The 19820-nt window shown below is 62.3% G+C and carries 13 protein-coding genes; 6 read left to right on the forward strand and 7 right to left on the reverse strand.

The genetic code is table 11. The annotated features are described in order from the left end of the window. Window positions 1–36: 36 nt before the first annotated feature. On the reverse strand, window positions 37–1716 hold the full coding sequence (locus PQQ86_RS13575) for a methyl-accepting chemotaxis protein (RefSeq protein ID WP_408267506.1): 1680 nt from the start codon (window positions 1714–1716) through the stop codon (window positions 37–39). A gap of 523 nt (window positions 1717–2239) precedes the next feature. Between PQQ86_RS13575 and PQQ86_RS13580 the strand changes: the two genes are divergently transcribed. Both PQQ86_RS13580 and PQQ86_RS13585 read left to right on the forward strand, forming a co-directional pair. After that, window positions 2240–3508: an MFS transporter gene (locus PQQ86_RS13580; RefSeq protein WP_408267508.1), complete on the forward strand. Its 1269-nt coding sequence runs from the start codon at window positions 2240–2242 to the stop codon at window positions 3506–3508. A gap of 200 nt (window positions 3509–3708) precedes the next feature. Further along, the gene (locus PQQ86_RS13585) at window positions 3709–5613 is read left to right on the forward strand and encodes a propionate--CoA ligase (protein ID WP_408267511.1); all 1905 of its coding nucleotides are present in this window, start codon (window positions 3709–3711) and stop codon (window positions 5611–5613) included. A gap of 164 nt (window positions 5614–5777) precedes the next feature. Here the strand turns inward: PQQ86_RS13585 and PQQ86_RS13590 are convergent, their stop codons facing one another. Further along, the gene (locus tag PQQ86_RS13590) at window positions 5778–6569 is read right to left on the reverse strand and encodes a 5'-methylthioadenosine/adenosylhomocysteine nucleosidase (RefSeq protein WP_408267513.1); all 792 of its coding nucleotides are present in this window, start codon (window positions 6567–6569) and stop codon (window positions 5778–5780) included. An 11-nt stretch (window positions 6570–6580) separates the two neighbouring features. Continuing rightward, window positions 6581–8932, reverse strand: coding sequence for a UvrD-helicase domain-containing protein (locus tag PQQ86_RS13595; RefSeq protein ID WP_408267516.1), 2352 nt, complete (start codon window positions 8930–8932; stop codon window positions 6581–6583). A 943-nt stretch (window positions 8933–9875) separates the two neighbouring features. On the opposite strand from PQQ86_RS13595, the gene PQQ86_RS13600 reads away from it, so the two are divergent. Together PQQ86_RS13600 and galU are read left to right on the forward strand one after the other, a co-directional pair. Then, complete coding sequence (locus tag PQQ86_RS13600; protein ID WP_408267520.1) at window positions 9876–12755, forward strand: valine--tRNA ligase; 2880 nt, start codon at window positions 9876–9878, stop codon at window positions 12753–12755. A gap of 72 nt (window positions 12756–12827) precedes the next feature. Further along, window positions 12828–13709 (forward strand): UTP--glucose-1-phosphate uridylyltransferase GalU, encoded by an 882-nt coding sequence (galU, locus tag PQQ86_RS13605; RefSeq protein ID WP_054042256.1) that lies wholly within the window; start codon window positions 12828–12830, stop codon window positions 13707–13709. A 120-nt stretch (window positions 13710–13829) separates the two neighbouring features. Here the strand turns inward: galU and PQQ86_RS13610 are convergent, their stop codons facing one another. From PQQ86_RS13610 to PQQ86_RS13625, 4 genes are all read right to left on the reverse strand, one after another. Further along, window positions 13830–14057, reverse strand: a complete 228-nt coding sequence (locus PQQ86_RS13610) for a sulfurtransferase TusA family protein (protein ID WP_025600552.1) — start codon at window positions 14055–14057, stop codon at window positions 13830–13832. Between the two features lie 136 nt (window positions 14058–14193). Beyond that, complete coding sequence (locus tag PQQ86_RS13615) at window positions 14194–15234, reverse strand: Gfo/Idh/MocA family oxidoreductase (RefSeq protein WP_408267523.1); 1041 nt, start codon at window positions 15232–15234, stop codon at window positions 14194–14196. After that, window positions 15234–16250 carry an inositol 2-dehydrogenase gene (gene iolG / locus PQQ86_RS13620; RefSeq protein WP_408267525.1) on the reverse strand — a complete coding sequence of 339 codons (1017 nt, stop codon included), beginning with the start codon at window positions 16248–16250 and terminating at the stop codon, window positions 15234–15236. The genes PQQ86_RS13615 and iolG overlap by 1 nt, the downstream gene beginning before the upstream one ends. Then, a complete protein-coding gene (locus tag PQQ86_RS13625; protein ID WP_408267528.1) occupies window positions 16243–17124 on the reverse strand; it encodes a MurR/RpiR family transcriptional regulator in 882 nt (293 codons plus the stop codon). The genes iolG and PQQ86_RS13625 overlap by 8 nt, the downstream gene beginning before the upstream one ends. 277 nt (window positions 17125–17401) lie before the next feature. Here PQQ86_RS13625 and PQQ86_RS13630 point away from each other — a divergent pair, with 277 nt between their 5' ends. Together PQQ86_RS13630 and PQQ86_RS13635 are read left to right on the forward strand one after the other, a co-directional pair. Next, window positions 17402–18448: a sugar ABC transporter substrate-binding protein gene (locus tag PQQ86_RS13630; protein WP_408267531.1), complete on the forward strand. Its 1047-nt coding sequence runs from the start codon at window positions 17402–17404 to the stop codon at window positions 18446–18448. A 191-nt stretch (window positions 18449–18639) separates the two neighbouring features. Beyond that, entirely contained in the window at window positions 18640–19815 is a 1176-nt protein-coding gene (locus tag PQQ86_RS13635) for an ABC transporter permease (protein ID WP_408267534.1), read from the forward strand. Window positions 19816–19820: the final 5 nt, after the last annotated feature.

A 19820-nucleotide genomic window follows, 5' to 3' on the forward strand; every position in this document is an offset into this window, starting at 1 on the left:
TTCGTCTCGTTTCTTTAGTCGCGGTGCTTCAGCGTTTTATAGCCTGAACTTTCCAACCATCTGCTTCAGGCCGCGAGCCTGATCGTCCAGCGACCTGGCGGCCGCCGTGGCCTGTTCCACCAGCGCGGCGTTCTGCTGCGTGCCGGAATCCATTTGCGTTACCGCGAGATTGATCTCTTCAATCCCCGCGCTCTGTTCCGATGACGCCGCCGAAATCTCGCCCATGATGTCCGTTACGCGCTTCACCGCCTTCACCACTTCATCCATCGTTTGTCCAGCGTCTTGCGCCAGCGTCGAGCCGTTGCTCACTCGCTCCACCGACGTGCTGATCAAACCCTTGATCTCCTTCGCGGCAGCCGCGCTGCGTTGAGCAAGGTTGCGCACTTCGGCTGCGACTACCGAAAATCCTCGGCCTTCTTCGCCGGCTCGTGCTGCTTCCACCGCGGCGTTCAACGCCAGAATGTTGGTCTGGAATGCAATCCCCTCGATCACACCAATGATGTCGCCAATGCTCCGCGCGCTGTCGTTGATCTCGTTCATCGTCGCCACCACGCGGCTCACTACGTCACCACCCTTCTCGGCAATCTCCGAAGCATTGTTGGCCAACGTGCTCGCCTGCTTCGCGTTGTCGGCGTTCTGACGAACCGTCGACGTCAACTGCTCCATGCTGCTCGCGGTTCGCTCGAGCGCCATTGCCTGTTGCTCGGTGCGCTGCGAGAGATCCAGATTGCCCATCGAGATTTCGCCCGATGCAGTCGCGATTGCGTCCGCACTGGACGCAATGTCGGAGACCGTTGTCGCGAGGCCGCTCTGCATGTCGTGCAGCGCGTACAGCATGCTCGACTTGTCCTTGCGGCCCAATGCGATCTGGTTCGATAGATCGCCCGCCGCAATCCGGCTAGCAATCTCCTTTGCGTACGCCGGCTCGCCGCCAAGTTGGCCGGCCAGGCGTCGGACTACCCACTCGCTAATGCCGAACGCCAGTGCGATCAGCGCGACCGTCATCGCCGCGAGCATCACGAACGACGAATGGAAGATAAAACCCGCTGCCTCGATGGTCGCCTTCGCGGCCGTGCCGCGCTGCGCAACGAGTTCGTCGACCATTTTTTCGAGCTTGCCGGTCTCGACCAGCAACGAGACGTCCTGGGTGCCAACCTGCCAGTTCATCTGCGAAAGATCGAGCGGTTGCGCTTTTACGAGGGTCACGAAGTCGCGCAAGTGGCCGCTCCACACGGCGACGGCGGCGGCGAATTTCTTTTGCTGGTCGACGGCCTTTGCGTCGGATGTGTCGACGTACTGTTGCAGCGTGCCGAGCTCTCTCGCGAGGCCGCTCAAGCCCTTGTCGATGTCGGCGCCGAGCTCGTCGCGTTCCTTCGCGGTGGTCGCGGTCAGCAGCATCTTTTGCGCGCGGCTTGCACGCAGCATGTGGCCACGCGCCTCTTCGGCAGCGCGGCTCGCGACGTGGCCCTGGTCGTAGATCGATTGTGCGGAAGCATTCAGGCGGCTGATCTGGGTCAGCGAAAACACGCCGATCGCGAGCGTGCCAATCAGCAGCACAGCAAACGCCAGCCGCAACGTCGCCTTCACCGACAAGCCCTTGAGCCGCACGGCCCGCGAACGGCTGCCCTGGCCACGCGACGGCGACGGCTTGCCCGCCGCTTCTCCTTCCGGTACGAACCCCGCGCCCGTCTGGCCACCCAGCGAAACTGCTTTCATATTCCTCGTCCCCACGTTTCGAACTGCCGGAAAGGTCGGTTCCGGCATTAATACTTATCTCTCCGGGTCTACGGCACAAACGTCTGCGATCTTTAACGCCGCTCGTCTCATGCCGATTGTCGCGCCCGGTCCTCGACGCGTCGCCTTGTAAGCTTCGCGCCCGCGACCGTTTTATACATGGCCAAAAATCCCCGAATCGCATTTATCAGACGACGTGCCAGCTAGACGTCGCCATGCGCAACACGCTTGACACAGACACCGCCGCAGTGCACCGCGTTGGGGTTTCGGCACATCCATGACGCATGGGAAGCGCAATGCGTGTCCGATTCTCGACAAAACTTGTCCTTACAATTCGCGTGAGCCACATTAAACTTCGACAAATAGCTGACAAGGCCCGACGCCGCGTCGAAATGCCGCGGCAACCCGGCAGGTCACGCACAGGCATGTGAACGCCCGAAGTCGCGACGCGCCGGCAGCCTGAAATCATCACCTTTCACCCTCTTTCTCCTCTCTCACCTAGCGTATGGAAACGAGCCTCGATAAAAGCGCCCTCGCCGGCGCCTCAGCCTCTCCCGCCAGTCCTGCCAACCCCGCCGCCGGCGCGCAGCCGGCCGCTAAAGTCCAGCGCACGGTCTACTCCGTGCTGGGCGCGATCAGCTTCTCGCACCTGCTCAACGACATGATCCAGTCGTTGATCCTGGCGATCTACCCAATGCTGAAAGACAACTTTTCGCTGTCGTTCGGGCAGATCGGCCTGATTACGCTGACCTACCAGATCACCGCGTCGCTGCTGCAACCGCTGGTCGGCAGCTATACCGACAAGTATCCGAAGCCGTATTCGCTGCCGGTCGGCATGGGCTTCACGCTCGCCGGCCTGCTGCTGATGTCGGTCGCGCCGAGTTTCGGCGTGCTGCTGGTCGCGGCGGCGCTGGTCGGCTGCGGCTCGTCGGTGTTCCATCCGGAATCGTCGCGGGTGGCGCGCATGGCCTCGGGCGGTCGCCACGGGCTGGCGCAGTCGCTGTTCCAGGTGGGCGGCAATGCGGGTTCGTCGCTCGGGCCGTTGCTCGCCGCGTTGATCGTGATTCCGCACGGCCAGCGCAGCATCGCGTGGTTCTCGGTGGCGGCGCTGGTTGCGATCGTCGTGCTCACGCAGATCGGCCGCTGGTACAAGCAGCATCCCGCGGTGAAGAAAGCGCGCAGCCAGACCGGTCACGCGACCTTGTCGCGCAACCAGGTCATGTTCGCAATGGGCGTACTGATGCTGCTGGTGTTCTCGAAGTACTTCTACCTCGCCAGCATCAACAGCTATTTCACGTTCTATCTGATCGACAAGTTCCATCTGCCGGTGCAGGCCGCCCAGATCCACCTGTTCGTGTTCCTCGCAGCGGTTGCGGCAGGCACGGTGATCGGTGGTCCGATCGGCGACCGGATCGGCCGCAAGTATGTGATCTGGGTGTCGATCCTCGGCGTCGCGCCGTTCACAATGCTGCTGCCGTACGCCAACCTGTTCTGGACCGGCGTGCTGACCGTGATCATCGGTATCGTGCTGGCTTCGGCGTTCTCGGCGATCCTCGTCTATGCGCAGGAACTGATCCCCGGCAAGGTGGGGATGATCGCGGGACTCTTCTTCGGTTTCGCGTTCGGTATGGGTGGGATCGGCGCTGCCGTGCTCGGGCAGTTGGCCGACGCGACCAGCATTACCTATGTGTACAAGGTCTGCTCGTTCCTGCCGCTGATCGGCCTGTTGACGGTGTTTCTGCCGGATGTCGAAGGCAAGCGCGCGAAAGCGTGATGGAATCGCTTGCGGTTGCATGAAGAAAGAGGCGCTACGGCGCCTTTTTCCATTGGGCCGCCCCCTCATGGTGAACCCGCGTTGTCCGCAAGGTGACGGCTGCTCTATGCTTGTGCGGATATACGTACTGCCCTCTCGCCGCGCCTGGCAGTCGTACGACTAGACATCCGTTCACTCACGCAGCAGAAGGATCGCCGCCGATGACCACCTACCGCGACTTCCACCGCCGTTCGATCGAGCAACCCGAGGAATTCTGGCGTGACGAGGCGCAGCGGATTCATTGGCAAACGCCGTTCGATACCGTGCTCGACCGCTCGAATCCGCCGTTCGCGCGCTGGTTCGTCGGCGGCCGCACAAACCTGTGCCATAACGCGGTGGACCGGCATATAGCCGAGCGCCCGCAGCAGAACGCGCTCGTGTACGTGTCGACGGAAACCGGCATCGAACGGCGCTACACCTACGCCGAGCTGTACGCGGAAATCAACCGCATGGCCGCGGTGATGCGCTCGCTGGGTGTGAAACGCGGCGACGTCGTGCTGCTCTATCTGCCGATGATCCCCGAAGCGCTGTTCGCGATGCTCGCCTGCGCGCGGCTCGGCGCAATTCACTCGGTGGTGTTCGGCGGCTTCGCGGCGCCCAATCTGGCGGCCCGCATCGACGATGCGAAACCTGTGCTGATCGTCACCGCCGACGCCGGCGCGCGTGGCGGCAAAGTAATCGACTACACGCCGCTGGTGGACGAAGCACTGGCGCGCGCGACCCACAAGACACCGCACGTGCTGCTGATCGACCGGCAACTCGCACCCGAGCGCCTGAACGCGAGCTACCTCGTCGCCTACGAGCCGCTGCGCGAGAAATTTTTCGACGCCCATGTGCCATGCGAATGGCTCGAATCGAACGAGCCTTCGTATGTGCTGTACACGTCGGGCACCACCGGCAAGCCGAAGGGCGTGCAACGCGATGTCGGCGGCTATGCGGTGGCGCTGGCCGCTTCGATGGAACACATCTTTCAGGGCAAGCCCGGCGATACGATGTTCACCGCGTCGGACGTGGGCTGGGTAGTCGGCCATAGCTACATCGTCTATGCGCCGCTGATCGCGGGCCTCACTACGGTGATGTACGAAGGCACGCCGATTCGTCCGGACGGCGGCATCTGGTGGCGCCTCGTCGAACAGCACAAGATCAATCTGATGTTCACCGCGCCGACTGCATTGCGCGTGCTGAAAAAGCAGGACCCGGCGCTGCTAAAAAAATCCGATCTGTCGAGCCTGCGCGCGCTGTTCCTCGCCGGCGAGCCGCTCGACGAACCAACCGCCGCATGGATCGCCGACGCGCTCGGCAAGCCCGTGATCGACAACTACTGGCAGACCGAAACCGGCTGGCCGATGCTGGCGATTCCGCGGGGCGTCGAAGCCCTGCCCACCAAGCTCGGCTCGCCGGGCGTGCCATCGGCTGGCTTCAATCTGACCTTGCGTAACGAACTGACGGGCGAGCCCTGCCCGCCCGGCGAAAAAGGCGTGCTTACGCTGGGCTATCCGCTGCCGCCGGGCTGCATGTCGACGGTATGGGGCGATGACAAGCGCTTTGTCAGCACGTACTGGTCAAGCATTCCGAACCAGCTGGCCTACTCGACCTTCGACTGGGGCATTCAGGACGAAGACGGCTACGTCACGATCCTCGGCCGCACCGACGACGTGATCAACGTCGCCGGCCATCGGCTCGGCACGCGCGAGATCGAGGAAGCCTTGTCGAGCCACGCGGCGGTCGCGGAAGTCGCGGTGGTCGGCGTGACGGATGCGCTGAAGGGTCAGACGGCAATGGCCTTCGTGGTGCTGCGCGACGCGCAAGCCTTTGCGGGCGAGAAGGCACGAGCGAAGCTGGAAGCCGAACTCACGGCGACGGTCGACCGCCAGCTCGGCGCGATTGCGCGGCCGGCGCGCGTGGTGGTGGTGTCGATGCTGCCGAAGACGCGCTCGGGTAAGCTGCTGCGCCGCGCGATTGCGGCGCTGGCCGAGGGACGCGAGCCGGGCGATCTGCCGACGATCGAGGATCCGGCGGCGTTGCAGCAAGTGCGGGAGGCGCTGGACGGTTCAGGGAAAGGCTAGCCTCGGGCCGGGCTGACGATCCGGCGGTCTGCGGGGAATCGACTTGTTCACTTGAACATGGCTCACCGAGCCTGACCTCGCAATCCTGCCTGACACGCGCGCGGCGATCCGCACGCCAGCCTGCGATCAGATTGGCACGAGCACACGTGTGTCAGAGGCGGGTTTCAGACCGAACTACGCGCCTCAAGAAACCGCTTCAGAATCGCGTTCGAATACGTTCCGGCGATCTCCGTGAGAAACGACACGAATGACTGCGGCGCGTGATCGTCGGCGGTGTCGGAGATGGTCCGCACTACCGCGCATGGCACGCCGTACTCGTAACAGACCTGCGCGATCGCCGCGCCTTCCATCTCCACCGCGAGCGCATCCGGCAGCGCATCGCGCAAGGCTTTGACGCCCGTCGCACTTGCGACGAACTGGTCTCCGCTGATAATCAAGCCACGATGCACGCGTGGCTCGCGTGTGCCGAAGCGCGCCGCCGACGCAGCGCCCTCTTCAACAACAAAACGCTCGCACGCGGCGGCCAGTTGATCGGCAAGCGCCGCATCGGCCGCGAAGCGCGATACGCCGAGCAGCGGCACTTCGAAGCGCGGAAACAACGGCGACGCGTCGAGGTCGTGCTGCATCAGCACGTTGGCGACGACGATATCGCCGACCCGCACTTCAGTCCCCACGCCACCCGCAACACCGGTGAACACGACCGCTTCGACATCGAATGCATGGATCAGGGCGCTGACGGTGGCTGCCGCCGCGACCTTGCCGACGCGCGCCAGTGTCACGACGCAAGGCGCGCCGTGCACGGTGCCGAGGTGATAGTCACGCTGACCGTGAGTGATAGTGCGCACGCCGGATTCGGCGCGCATCGCTTCGATCAGATCGCCGAGTTCCTGCGGCAAGGCCGCCAGAATGCCAAGCGGACGATGCGAGACCGGCGCGCCGCCGCGGTCTGGATCCATGCCGCCCGCGCTCATTCAACCGCCTGCAATTTAGCGACCGCAAGCGCCAGCCATTTCTCGCCGTGCCGCTTGAATTTGACCTGGGCCTTGGCATCCGTGCCACCGCCCTCAAGCGCCGTAATCGTGCCTTCCCCAAACTTGGTGTGGAACACCTGCTGGCCGACACGGAAACCCGTTTCTGCTGCGCGTTGTTCGTTCGCAAAGGCCGGCAGCGGCGCCGGCGTCGACGACACGGCGCCCGTGTAACCGGGCCGCGCGAACCAGTCGCGACCATAACCGGCGTTATCCGAACGCCCGCCCCACCGCGCGCCCGCCTCGACCTTCGGCGTGAGCCACTTGAGCGTTTCCTGCGGCAGTTCGTCGAAGAAGCGCGAGCGGATGTTGTAACGCGTCTGACCGTGCAGCATCCGGCTCTGCGCGAACGACAGATACAAACGCTCCTTGGCCCGCGTGATCGCCACATACATCAGACGACGCTCTTCTTCCAGACCGTCCGATTCCATCGCGCTGTTTTCATGCGGGAACAGCCCTTCTTCGAGCCCGGTGATGAACACCGCCGTGAACTCGAGACCCTTGGCCGCGTGCACCGTCATCAACTGCACGGCTTCCTGACCGGCTTGCGCCTGGTTGTCGCCCGCTTCCAGCGATGCGTGCGACAGGAAACCGGCGAGCGGCGTCATCGTGTCCGGGTTTTGCGCCGGATCGGCGATGCCGGGCGCGTCCAGCACGACGGTATTCGGATCATCCGTGGCGACGGCCAGTTCAGGCGCCGTGGTCGCGCCCGGACGCAGCGGAATCGAGCGCGCCGGTGTATCCATGCCGTAGCCTTCTTCGCTGACGAAAGCAGCGGCCGCGTTGACCAGTTCCTGCAAGTTCTCCAGCCGGTCCTGGCCTTCGCGTTCGTTCTGATAGAAGTCCGTGAGACCGCTTGTGCGGACCACGTATTCGACCGTTTCCGGCAGGCTCATCTGCTGCGTTTCCGCGCGCATCTTGCCGATCAGGTTCGCGAAACTCGCGAGGCTCGACCCCGCCTTACCCGCGACATATGGAATCGCTGCGGCCATCGAACAGTTGTACAGACGCGCCGCGTCCGCGAGTTGCTCGATCGAGCGCGCGCCGATGCCGCGCGTGGGGAAATTGACGACGCGGGCGAACGCGGTGTCGTCGTTCGGATTGTCGATCAGGCGCAAATAGGCGAGCGCGTGCTTGACTTCCTGGCGTTCGAAAAAGCGCAGACCGCCGTACACGCGATACGCGATGCCCGCATTGACCAGCGTGTGTTCGATCGTGCGCGACTGCGCGTTGCTGCGATACAGGATGGCGACTTCGCTGCGCGAGGTGCCGGTGCTGATCAGCGCCTTGATTTCCTCGACGATCCAGCCGGCTTCCTGCGTATCGGTGGCGGACTCGTAGACTCGCACCGGTTCGCCGTGACCCGCGTCGGTGCGCAGATTCTTGCCCAGACGCCGCGAATTATTGGCGATCAGCTGATTGGCCGCATCGAGAATATGGCCGTGCGAGCGGTAGTTCTGCTCCAGCTTGATCATGTGCCGGACGTTGAACTCGTGTTCGAAGTCGCGCATGTTGCCGACGTTCGCGCCGCGGAAGGCATAGATCGACTGGTCGTCGTCGCCGACCGCGAAGATCGAGTTGGTCTGCCCGGCCAGCATTTTCAGCCACGCGTATTGCAGCTTGTTGGTGTCCTGGAACTCGTCGACGAGAATGTGCCTGAAGCGCGCCTGATAGTGGGCGCGCAGCGGCGGATTGTGCGCGAGCAGTTCGAAGCAGCGCAGCAGCAGTTCCGGAAAGTCGACGACGCCTTCGCGCTGGCACTGCTGGTCGTAGGCTTCGTAGAGCTCGACGAATTTGCGGTTGAAGTTGTCGGTGGCGTCGACGTCTTTCGGACGCAGGCCTTGTTCTTTGGAATTGTTGATGAAGTACTGGAGATTTTTCGCCGGGTACTTTTCATCGTCGATGTTGAGGCCCTTCATCAGACGCTTGATCGCGGAGAGCTGGTCCGCGGTATCGAGGATCTGGAAGGTGGCGGGCAGGCCGGCGTCGCGATGATGCGCGCGGAGCATGCGGTTACAGAGGCCGTGGAAGGTGCCGATCCACATGCCACGGGTGTCGATCGGCAGAAGAGCCGAAAGACGCGACATCATTTCGCGGGCGGCTTTATTGGTGAAGGTCACCGCCAGGATGGTGGCGGGCGACGCCAGACCGTGCTGGATCAGCCACGCGATGCGTGTGATGAGGACGCGGGTTTTGCCGCTGCCCGCGCCTGCGAGGATGAGCGCTGGCTCGTTGGGGAGCGTGACGGCGGCGTGTTGTTCGGGGTTTAGATTGGCTAGCAGATCGGGCATTTTTTGGGAGGACGGCGAGGGCGTTCGACATTATAGGCCCCTCCGGGGGTTGGGTTTTTTTGGGGTTTTTTGCCTTCGCGGCGCTTGGTGTCTGTTTGCCTACTGCGTTGGGCTTTGCTTGATTTGTTTGCCTTCTGCGGCGCTTTTGTCCGTGTTCTTGGGGCGTTGGCCTTTCCTTGCATTGTTAGTGGTCTATTAGCGTTGCCCCTGTGCGGGGCGGCACCTACTTCTCTTTGCCGGCTGCAAAGAGAAGTAGGCAAGAGAAAGCAGCTCAAACCGCTCATGCTAAGTGGGCACCGTGGTCTGCTGCGGGCAGTGGTGCATCTGGAATCTGGGTTCGTGCCCCTGCATACGCCAGTGGCAAGGGCGTCATACTTCCGGCGGCGCTGCGCGCGCCGAAGAGCGCTTCATAAAACCACCCGCTACGTTTTGGCGCTCACGCCTCGCCAACGGGCCGTGGCTCGCCATCGCACCGCCATATCATTTGAAGTGACGGATTTCCGGGTGGGGGCAAAGGCGCGTCGCCGAGGCGAAGCCAATGGCCCCCACAGACCTGAACCGAAACCCCTGGTTTCCCTGGCAGACCCGTCCGCGACGCACGTAGTGCGGAGTGGGAGCTGATGAGTCCTTTGTCACTAGCGCGGAATGGGCGAGAACACGGATTCCAGATGCACCACCACCCGCAGCAGACCACGGTGCCCACTTAGCATGAGCGGTTTGAGCTGCTTTCTCTTGCCTACTTCTCTTTGCAGCCGGCAAAGAGAAGTAGGTGCCGCCCCGCACAGGGGCAACGCTAATAGACCACTAACAAAACAAGGAAAGGCCAACGCCCCAAGAACAGGGCCAATGCCGCCGCAAAAGGCAAAAAAACCAACCAAGAGCCCTCACCCGCAGCGCCGCTTATAATCGAGCATTCTTTGCATCCACCAGCAGACGGACAGAAATGAGCGAGACCCCGAGCGACCCGACCTCCACGCTTGCCAAAAGCTTCGAGCCCCACACCATCGAGGCCCACTGGGGCCCCGAATGGGAAAAGCGCGCCTACGCAAAGGCCACCTTCGACGAAAACAAGAAAGACTTCTCGATCCAGCTGCCGCCGCCGAACGTCACCGGCACCCTGCACATGGGCCACGCGTTCAACCAGACGATCATGGACGGCCTCACGCGCTATCACCGCATGCTCGGCGAAAACACCCTCTGGGTGCCGGGCACGGACCACGCGGGCATCGCCACGCAAATCGTCGTCGAACGGCAACTGGATGCGAAAGGCGTCTCCCGTCATGACCTCGGCCGCGAAAAGTTCACCGAACGCGTCTGGGAATGGAAGCAGGAATCCGGCTCGACCATCACGAATCAGGTGCGCCGCCTCGGCGCGTCGATCGACTGGTCGCGCGAATACTTCACGATGGACGACAAAATGTCGACCGCCGTGCGCGACGTGTTCGTACGCCTGTATGAACAAGGCCTGATCTACCGCGGCAAACGCCTCGTGAACTGGGATCCGGTACTGCTCACCGCCGTCTCCGATCTCGAAGTGGTCAGCGAAGAAGAAAACGGCCACCTCTGGCACATCCAATATCCGCTCACGGACGGCTCGGGCCATCTGACGGTCGCCACCACGCGCCCGGAAACCATGCTCGGCGACACGGCGGTGATGGTCCATCCGGAAGACGAGCGCTATGCGCATCTGATCGGCAAAACGATCACGCTGCCGCTCTCCGGCCGCGAAGTCCCGATCATCGCCGACGATTACGTCGACCGCGAATTCGGCACCGGCGTGGTCAAGGTCACGCCCGCGCACGATTTCAACGACTATCAGGTCGGCCTGCGCCACAAGCTGCCGATGATCGAGATCCTCACGCTCGACGCGAAGATCAACGACAACGCGCCGGAAAAATATCGCGGTCAGGACCGTTTTGCAGCCCGCAAAGAGGTCGTGGCCGACCTCGAAGCGCTCGGCGCGCTCGAATCAGTCAAACCGCATAAGCTGATGGTGCCGCGCGGCGACCGCACGAGCGTCGTGATCGAGCCGATGCTGACGGACCAATGGTTCGTCGCCATGAGCAAGCCGGCGCCGGAAGGCACCTTCAATCCGGGCAAGTCGATCGCGGAAACGGCGCTGGACGTGGTTCGCAGCGGCGAAATCAAGTTCGTGCCGGAAAACTGGTCCACCACGTATTACCAGTGGCTCGAAAACATCCAGGACTGGTGTATCTCGCGCCAACTCTGGTGGGGCCATCAGATCCCGGCGTGGTACGGTGAAAACGGCGAAATCTTCGTCGCCAAGACCGAAGAAGGCGCGCGCGAAAAAGCCGCCGAAGCCGGTTACACGGGCCCGCTCAAGCGCGATGAAGACGTGCTCGACACGTGGTTCTCGTCGGCGCTGGTGCCGTTCTCGTCGCTCGGCTGGCCTGCCGAGACGCCGGAGCTGAAGCACTTCATGCCTTCGTCGGTGCTGGTCACCGGTTTCGACATCATCTTCTTCTGGGTCGCGCGCATGGTCATGATGACCACGCACTTCACCGGCAAGGTGCCGTTCGACACGGTCTACGTGCACGGTCTCGTGCGCGACGCCGAAGGCCAGAAGATGTCGAAGAGCAAGGGCAACACGCTCGACCCGATCGATATCGTCGACGGCATCGACCTCGACGCGCTGGTCGCCAAGCGCACCACCGGCCTGATGAATCCGAAGCAGGCTGCGTCGATCGAAAAGAAAACCCGCAAGGAATTCCCGGACGGCATTCCGGCGTTCGGCACGGACGCGCTGCGCTTCACGATGGCGTCGATGGCCACGCTCGGCCGCAACGTCAACTTCGACCTGGCGCGCTGCGAAGGCTATCGCAACTTCTGCAACAAGCTGTGGAATGCCACCCGCTTCGTGCTGATGAACTGCGAAGGCCACGATTGCGGTTTCGGCAAGCCGGAACAATGCGGCGAATGCGGTCCGGACGGCCACCTGAATTTCTCGGCAGCCGACCGCTGGATCGTCTCACGCCTGCAGCGCGTGGAAGCGGAAATCGCCAAGGGCTTCGCCGACTATCGTTTCGACAATGTGGCCAACGCCCTATACAAGTTCGTATGGGACGAATACTGTGACTGGTATCTCGAACTCGCCAAGGTTCAGATCCAGACGGGTCAGCCGAACCAGCAGCGCGCAACGCGCCGCACGTTGCTGCGCGTACTCGAGACGGTGTTACGCCTCGCGCATCCGGTGATTCCGTTCATCACCGAAGCGCTGTGGCAAAAAGTTGCGCCGTTGGCCGGACGTTATCCCGAAGGCAAAGCCGAGGGCGAAGCGTCCATCATGGTGCAGCCCTACCCCGTTGCCGAGCCGTCGAAGATCGACGAGAACGCGGAGCAATGGGCGGCCGACCTGAAAGCAGTGATCGATGCGTGCCGGAATCTGCGCGGCGAAATGAATCTGTCGCCGGCGGTCAAGGTGCCGTTGCTCGCAACCGGCAACGCGGAGCGCCTCGCAACCTTCGCTCCGTACGCTCAGGCATTGGCCCGTTTGTCGGAGGTGCAGATCATCGCCGACGAGGCAACGCTGGATGCGCAGGCGGATGGCGCGCCAATTGCTATCGTAGGGAATGACAAGCTCGTGCTGAAGGTGGAAATCGACGTTGCGGTGGAGCGCGAGCGTCTGTCGAAGGAGATTGCGCGGCTGAGCACGGAGGTCATTAAGTGCAATGCCAAATTGCAGAATGAAAGCTTTGTGGCAAAGGCGCCACCGGCAGTCGTTGAGCAGGAGCAGAAAAGGCTGGCAGAATTCGAAACCACTATCGGCAAGCTGAAAGCCCAATTGGCGCGTTTGCCGGCCTGATCGACGCGCCTTGTCCGCCCCGTTGCGGGCTGACAGGGCGCAAAGCTAAACCAGAGGATTCAGGGTAATCACATGCTAAAAGTCACAAAAGCGGTATTTCCGGTAGCAGGTCTTGGCACCCGGTTCCTCCCTGCCACGAAGGCAAGCCCGAAGGAGATGCTGCCGATCGTCGACAAGCCGCTGATTCAATACGCGGTGGAAGAGGCAATGGCGGCCGGCATCACCGAAATGATCTTTGTGACGGGCCGCAGCAAGCGTGCGATCGAGGACCATTTCGATAAGTCATACGAAATCGAGGCCGAACTCCAGGCGCGTGGCAAGGACAAGCTGCTGGAATTGGTGCGCAGCATCAAGCCGAGCCATGTGGACTGCTTCTACGTGCGTCAGCCGGAAGCGCTTGGTCTCGGCCATGCGGTGATGTGCGCTGAAAAGCTGGTGGGCGACAACCCGTTCGCCGTCATCCTCGCGGACGACTTGCTGTACGGCAAGCCGCCCGTCATGACGCAGATGATCGAGGTGTTCGACCACTATCACAGCTCGGTGATCGGCGTTGAAGAGATCCCGCACTCGGAGACGAAGTCGTACGGTATCGTCGACGGCAAGGAGTGGGAAGACTCGATCATCAAGATGTCGGGCATCGTCGAAAAGCCGGAGCCGGACGTCGCGCCGTCGAATCTCGGCGTGGTGGGCCGCTATGTGCTGAAGCCGCGTATTTTCGAACATCTGCGCGCGCTGAAGCCGGGCGCGGGCGGCGAATTGCAACTGACGGACGCGATTCAGTCGCTGCTCGCCGATGAACAGGTGCTGGCGTACAAGTACCACGGCACGCGTTTCGACTGCGGCAGCAAGCTGGGTTATCTGAAAGCGACGGTCGAGTTCGCGCTGCGTCACCCGGAAGTGGCAGCTGATTTCGAAGAATATCTGCGTACCCGTTCGCCGGTGCTGGAAGGCTGAGCAACGGGACAGCCGCGCGCAGAACCCTTGCGCTGTTAGCCTCTCGCGATAAGCCGTAGTCAGACGTAAAAAAGGCGCTGTGCCCCGCAATCGCGGGCACAGCGCCTTTTGTTTTGTATTTCAGCGGCGTTTCATCAAAAACGTGAAAACCTTGTCGTGCGCCGAGCTTTCGACAATTTCGTTGCCGGTTTGCTTCGCGAACGCGGCGAAATCGCGCTGCGAGCCCGGATCGGTGGCTAGTACCTTGAGAATCTGGCCGCTTTCCATGTCGGCGAGCGCCTTCTTTGCGCGCAAGATGGGCAGCGGGCACATCAGCCCGCGCGCATCGACTTCCTTGTGAACCTGAATTTGCATCGACGATGACCTTCGGGATGAGGCGTCGTAAGCGACGCCGGACAGAGGGTCAAATTCTACAGCAGGCGTCGTTTAGCCGCCGGAAGTGACGCTGTCATGTCGATTGTCGCAATCCGGCGGCTGTTTAGCGCTACAACGTGACCGCCTCTCCGCTCTGGAGCGACTGCCGCAACGCCATGCCGATCCGCGTCGCTTCGAGCGCGTCAGCCAGCGTGGCGCCTGCTTGCGCATTCGACGCCGCGCCGCCCTGCACCGCCGCAACGAAGGAGCGGGCTTCATGCAAAAACGCATCCTCGAAGCGATCGAAGAACGTCGGCGTGCATTCGTTGCGAATGCCCGTGGCGTCGTAGATCTCGACGCGATTTGCACGCGGATTGTGGCCAATCGCCAGCGCGCCGGCAGTGCCGATCACCTCGCTATGCGTGTCGTTACCGTGAGCTTGCGTGCGCGACGCGTAGAACATCGCGAGCTTGCCGTCCTCGAACTCGCAGATCGCCACGCCGTTATCGACGTCGCCGAATTCACGCAGACCCTCATGCAATGCGACCGCGCCCGCCGCAAACACCCGTTTGGCGCGCGGTTTGCCGAGCAGCCAGCGCGCGACGTCGATGTCGTGCACCGTGCAGTCCAGAAAGATCCCGCCGGAGGTCGCCGCAAAACGCACGAAGAAACCGTCGTTATCGTTCTGATCGGTGGTTTGCGAGCGCACCAGAAACGGCCGGCCGATCTTGCCGGCTTCGATCTTGTCGAACGCATCCTTGTAGCTCGGATCGAAACGCCGCATGAAGCCGATGGTGGCTTGCAGATGCGGGTAACGCGCGGCTTCAGCCAGTACGCGCTCGCATTCGGCGAGATCCAGCGACAGCGGCTTCTCGCAGAACACATGTTTGCCGGCACGCAATGCGTCGATAATCTGCTGCGCGTGCAAGGACGACGGCGTGACGAGCCACACCGCGTCCACGTCGCGATCGGCGAGCAGGGCCGCATAATCGGCGTAGAGACGCGGTTCGGGCAACGCCTCACGCGCCCACGCCCGCTCCTCTTCCACCGGACTGCAAGCGGCCACAAGTGCCGCGCCTGGGACGCGATACGCCAGATTTTCCGCGTGCCGCTTGCCCAGGCGTCCCAAGCCGACCACACCCAAACGAAGCCGTCCAGTCGTAGCCTTCATCACGATGCCTCCCCGAGCTTCACGGCGCGACCCTCGCGCCACGATCGCGTCGCGGCGTCGGCGAGTTCGAGCGCTTTCAGGCCGTCGGCGACAGTGGTTCGTACCGGCTTGCCGTGCGTGACCGCGTCGAAGAAATGCGCGATTTCAAGTGCGTACGCTGCGCGATAGCGCTCGAGAAAAAACGCCTCGGGCACATCGCTCGACACTTCGGTTTTCGAATACGCGGTGACTTCGGTGGGCCGTACATTGCCTGCCTGCAGCATGCCGGTGCTGCCGAGCACCTCGAAACGCTGGTCGTACCCATAGGCCGCGCGCCGCGCAGTGTTGATCTGGCACAGGCGGCCTTGCTTCGTACGGATCGTCACCGCGGTCGAATCGATATCGCCCGCTTCCGCAATCGCCGGATCCGAAAGACAGCTACCCGTGGCGTGCAACGTGTCGGCTTCGTCGTCGAGAATCCAACGGAAGATGTCGAAGTCGTGAATCAGCATGTCTTTGAAGATGCCGCCCGAGTGTTTGATGTACTCGACTGGCGGTGCGCCCGGATCGCGGCTCGTCACCACCAGCATTTCCGGTGTGCCGATTTCGCCCGCATCGATGCGCGCTTTCAACGCGGAAAAGGTCGGGTCGAAGCGGCGCTGAAAACCGATCATGCAAACCACGCCCGCACGTTCCACTGCCTCGGCGCAGGCCCGCGCGCGTTCCAAAGTCAGATCGACGGGCTTCTCGCAGAACACATGCCTCTTCTGCGCAGCCGATTTCATGATCAGATCCGCGTGCGTGTCCGTGCTCGAACAGATCACCGTCGCGCCGATCGTCGCATCGCCCATCGCGCCGTCGATATCAGCAACCTGCGCACCGTGCTCGGCGGCGAGCGCAGCAGCCGCCTCGCGATTCACATCGACCACATACTTAAGCCGCACGCCCGGCTGCCGTGCCAGATTCGCCGCATGAATCTTGCCGATACGTCCCGCGCCGAATACCGCTACATCGATCGTCTTTACCGCCTCAGTCATCGTATCCTCCAGTCTCTTTGGATTCTTCTACGTTCAGTTCGAGCTTGTACGCGAGCGCGATGAACAACGCCTGGCACAAACAGATCGTGCTGGTCAGCGAGCGGAACGCAAACGCGCTGCCCTCTTTCACATACAGTTGGGTGGTGGCATAACGTGACAACGGAGATAGTTGGCTATCCGTAATAACCAATGTCTTCGCCTGATGGTGATGTGCCACGCGCAGGCAGTACTGCGTTTCCTTGCCATACGGCGCGAAGCTGATCGCGATCACCACGTCGCTCTTCTTCACGCTGCGAATCTGTTCGCGGTACATGCCTCCAAAGCCGGACACCAGATGCACGCGCTTGGGGGTGTGCTGCAACGCGTAGACGATGTAGCTCGCCACCGGAAACGAGCGCCGCACGCCGATTACGTAGATGTTGTCGGCCTGCTGCAGCATCTTCACGGCGGCGTCGAACTGCTGGTCGTCGAGGCCGGCTTCAAGTTCTTCAAGACCACCGCGCGAGGCGGCGATGAATTCGCGCGCCACTGAACCGCCAGACAACGCGCCAGGCTTCTCGTCGATCAGCTTGCGAATCCGCTGCTGATAACTCGGCGAGGACGTGCCCTGCCCCGTGTACGCCTGACGAAACACCGCCTGCAGATCGGAGAAGCCGGAAAAACCGAAGCGCTGCGCAAAACGCACCACCGCGGACGGATGCACGCCACAGCTCGCGGCGATATCGCTGGTGCGATCCACCATCACGCTCGAGCGATGCTGCTCGATATACGTCGCGACATTCTTCAATTGCCGCGGCAGCGCCTCGTAGTTTTCCGCGATGCGCTGCATCAATTCTTCGACGCTCGGCAAGTCTTCGGTGCTCTCTTCCGCCATGGCTCTCTCTTCGTTGCTTTATTGCAGTGCGGAAGACGCTTCCAGCGCGCGCCACACAGCATCCTGACGCTGCCGATTATAGGCAGGCGCCCCGTCAAATGGAATGTATTTTCCATTTTTATTTGTCATGAAATTTTCATTGCAACGCTTCGGAAGATGGCCTAATCTTGGTCGTGAGCGATGGTGCATCGGCTGACGTCTGCCGCAACGCACGCAATCGGAAAGCCGCCCGCCAGACGCTCCCTTCAATAACGACAGACCGAGAAAGGTGGAGACAATGAGACTTTGCAAGGGCAAGGCTACGCTCAGGATTCTGGTGGCGGCATTGACGTTGGCGACGGGATTCGGTGCGGCGTCGGCCGCCCGCGCGGCTGACGCTCACTTCGTGCTGATCAGCCACGCGCCGGATTCGGATTCGTGGTGGAACACCATCAAGAACGCCATCAAACAGGCCGACGAAGATTTCAACGTCGAGACCGATTACCGCAATCCGCCGAACGGCGACATCGCCGATATGGCGCGTCTGGTCGAACAGGCCGCCGCGCGCAACTACGACGGCGTAATCGTTTCGATCGCCGACTTCGACGTACTCAAGAGTTCGCTCGCCAAGGTCACCGAGAAACACATTCCGCTCGTCACGATCAATTCCGGCACTGAGGAGCAAAGCGCACAGCTTGGCGCGATCATGCACGTCGGTCAGCCTGAATACGCCGCGGGCAAAGCGGCGGGCCAGAAAGCGAAGGCAGCGGGCATCAAGTCGTTCCTGTGCGTGAACCACTACGCGACCAACCCGGCTTCGTTCGAGCGCTGCCGCGGCTTTGCCGAGGCCATCGGGGTCGACTTCAAGTCCTCCACGCTCGACGCCGGCCAGGACCCGACCGGTGTGCAATCGAAAGTGAGCGCGTATCTGCGCAATCACCCGAACACCCAGGCGGTGCTCGCCCTCGGTCCGCTGTCGGCTGCGCCGACGATGAAGGCGCTGCAGCAGATGGGCCTCGCCGGCAAGGTCTGGTTCGCGACGTTCGACTTCGACAATGACATTGCCAAGGGCATCCAGGACGGCACGATCCAGTTCGCAATCGACCAGCAACCCTACCTGCAGGGCTATATCCCGGTGGCCGTACTGGCCATCGTGAAGAAGGAACACACCACCGATCCGGCGAAGATCCGCCAGATCCTGCAGGCCAATCCGAAGTTCCAGCAACGTCTCACCACGTACGGCCTGCAACCCGCCTATGGGCCGCGCAATATCGGTTCCGGCCCGGGTTTCATCACCAAGGCCAATATCGACAAGGTGGTCAAGTACGCAGGGCAGTACCGCTAACGCATTTCGCTGGAAGTACGGACACGGGAGAACCGTTCCGGCAGGTATGAAGAAAGTGGACGCGGCCGGCCGCAACTGGCCAGGCCGCCCCACGCCTGCGTTCACCACGTTTTACGTGCATTACGCGCCATGCGGTCCGATTGCGGTCCTTTGACGACTGCGAAAAGCCGGGCGCATCAAGGAGAGCTTCAATGGGCGTAGCCAACCCCTTCCATCCTCATCCCCGCAAGCAGCCCCCTTCGAACACCGCGACGACATCAACGCCCGGCGGTACGCCCGCGGCGGCCGATGAGCGCGTGCGCCAGGAATCGTGGTTCCGGCATCTGCTGAATCGTCCGGAATTTGCCGCCCTCGCCGGCACCGTGATGGTGTTCCTCGTGTTTGGGATTGCGGCCGGCAACTCCGGCATGTTCAACCTCGACGGCGTGATGAACTGGTCGCAAGTGGCCGCGTATCTCGGCCTGATCGCGGTCGGAGCGTGCCTGTTGATGATCGCCGGCGAATTCGACCTGTCGATCGGGTCGATGATCGGCTTCTCGGGCATGATGGTCGCGCTGCCCACGATGTACTTCCATTGGCCGATTGCCTTGTCGATCGTGTTCGCGTTTGCCGGATCGATGCTGCTCGGCGCACTCAACGGCTATCTGGTGATGCGCACGCGGCTGCCGTCATTCATCGTGACGCTGGCGTTCCTGTTCATCCTGCGCGGGCTCACACTGGCCCTGTCGGTCATGTTCGCCGACCGCACGATCATCTCCGGTGTGGGCGACGTCGCCTCGCACGACTGGCTCGCCCATACCCTGTTCCAGGGTGTCGCGTTCAAGGGCTTATTCACCTGGCTCGGCCACATCGGTGTCGTGAAGCTGCTCGATAACGGCAACCCGCTCGTGCCGGGCATTCCGAAGGTGCTGCTCTGGTGGTTCGCGCTGGCCGCGGTCTGCGCGTTCACCCTCGCCAAAACCCGCTTCGGTAACTGGATTTTCGCGGTCGGCGGTGACGCCAACGCGGCGAAGAATGTCGGCGTGCCGGTGCGGCGCGTGAAGATTTCGCTGTTCGTGCTGACCGCGTTCTGCGCGTGCCTCTTCGCCGTGCTGCAAGTGTGCGACATCGGCTCGGCCGCGGCCGACCGCGGGCTGCAGGCCGAATTCGAAGCCATCATCGCGGCGGTGATCGGCGGCACGCTGCTGACCGGCGGCTACGGCTCGGTGATCGGCGCCTGCTTCGGCGCGCTGATCTTCGGCGTCGTGCAGATCGGCATCACCTATACGAATGTCGATTCCGACTGGTTCCGCGTGTTCCTCGGCGTGATGCTGCTGATCGCCGTGCTGTTCAATCACTACGTGCGCCGCCGCGTCGCGCAATCGTAACGAGG

The sequence above is a fragment of the Paraburkholderia sediminicola genome, assembly GCF_046026675.1.
In the GTDB taxonomy this organism is placed as follows: Bacteria; Pseudomonadota; Gammaproteobacteria; order Burkholderiales; family Burkholderiaceae; genus Paraburkholderia; species Paraburkholderia sediminicola_F.

Bases quoted from the DNA above. Each gene is read 5' to 3' on its own strand.
- PQQ86_RS13575 (WP_408267506.1), bottom strand. From the start codon at position 1,716: ATGAAAGCAGTTTCGCTGGGTGGCCAGACGGGCGCGGGGTTCGTACCG.
- PQQ86_RS13580 (WP_408267508.1), top strand. From the start codon at position 2,240: ATGGAAACGAGCCTCGATAAAAGCGCCCTCGCCGGCGCCTCAGCCTCT.
- PQQ86_RS13585 (WP_408267511.1), top strand. From the start codon at position 3,709: ATGACCACCTACCGCGACTTCCACCGCCGTTCGATCGAGCAACCCGAG.
- PQQ86_RS13590 (WP_408267513.1), bottom strand. From the start codon at position 6,569: ATGGATCCAGACCGCGGCGGCGCGCCGGTCTCGCATCGTCCGCTTGGC.
- PQQ86_RS13595 (WP_408267516.1), bottom strand. From the start codon at position 8,932: ATGCCCGATCTGCTAGCCAATCTAAACCCCGAACAACACGCCGCCGTC.
- PQQ86_RS13600 (WP_408267520.1), top strand. From the start codon at position 9,876: ATGAGCGAGACCCCGAGCGACCCGACCTCCACGCTTGCCAAAAGCTTC.
- galU (WP_054042256.1), top strand. From the start codon at position 12,828: ATGCTAAAAGTCACAAAAGCGGTATTTCCGGTAGCAGGTCTTGGCACC.
- PQQ86_RS13615 (WP_408267523.1), bottom strand. From the start codon at position 15,234: ATGAAGGCTACGACTGGACGGCTTCGTTTGGGTGTGGTCGGCTTGGGA.
- iolG (WP_408267525.1), bottom strand. From the start codon at position 16,250: ATGACTGAGGCGGTAAAGACGATCGATGTAGCGGTATTCGGCGCGGGA.
- PQQ86_RS13625 (WP_408267528.1), bottom strand. From the start codon at position 17,124: ATGGCGGAAGAGAGCACCGAAGACTTGCCGAGCGTCGAAGAATTGATG.
- PQQ86_RS13630 (WP_408267531.1), top strand. From the start codon at position 17,402: ATGAGACTTTGCAAGGGCAAGGCTACGCTCAGGATTCTGGTGGCGGCA.
- PQQ86_RS13635 (WP_408267534.1), top strand. From the start codon at position 18,640: ATGGGCGTAGCCAACCCCTTCCATCCTCATCCCCGCAAGCAGCCCCCT.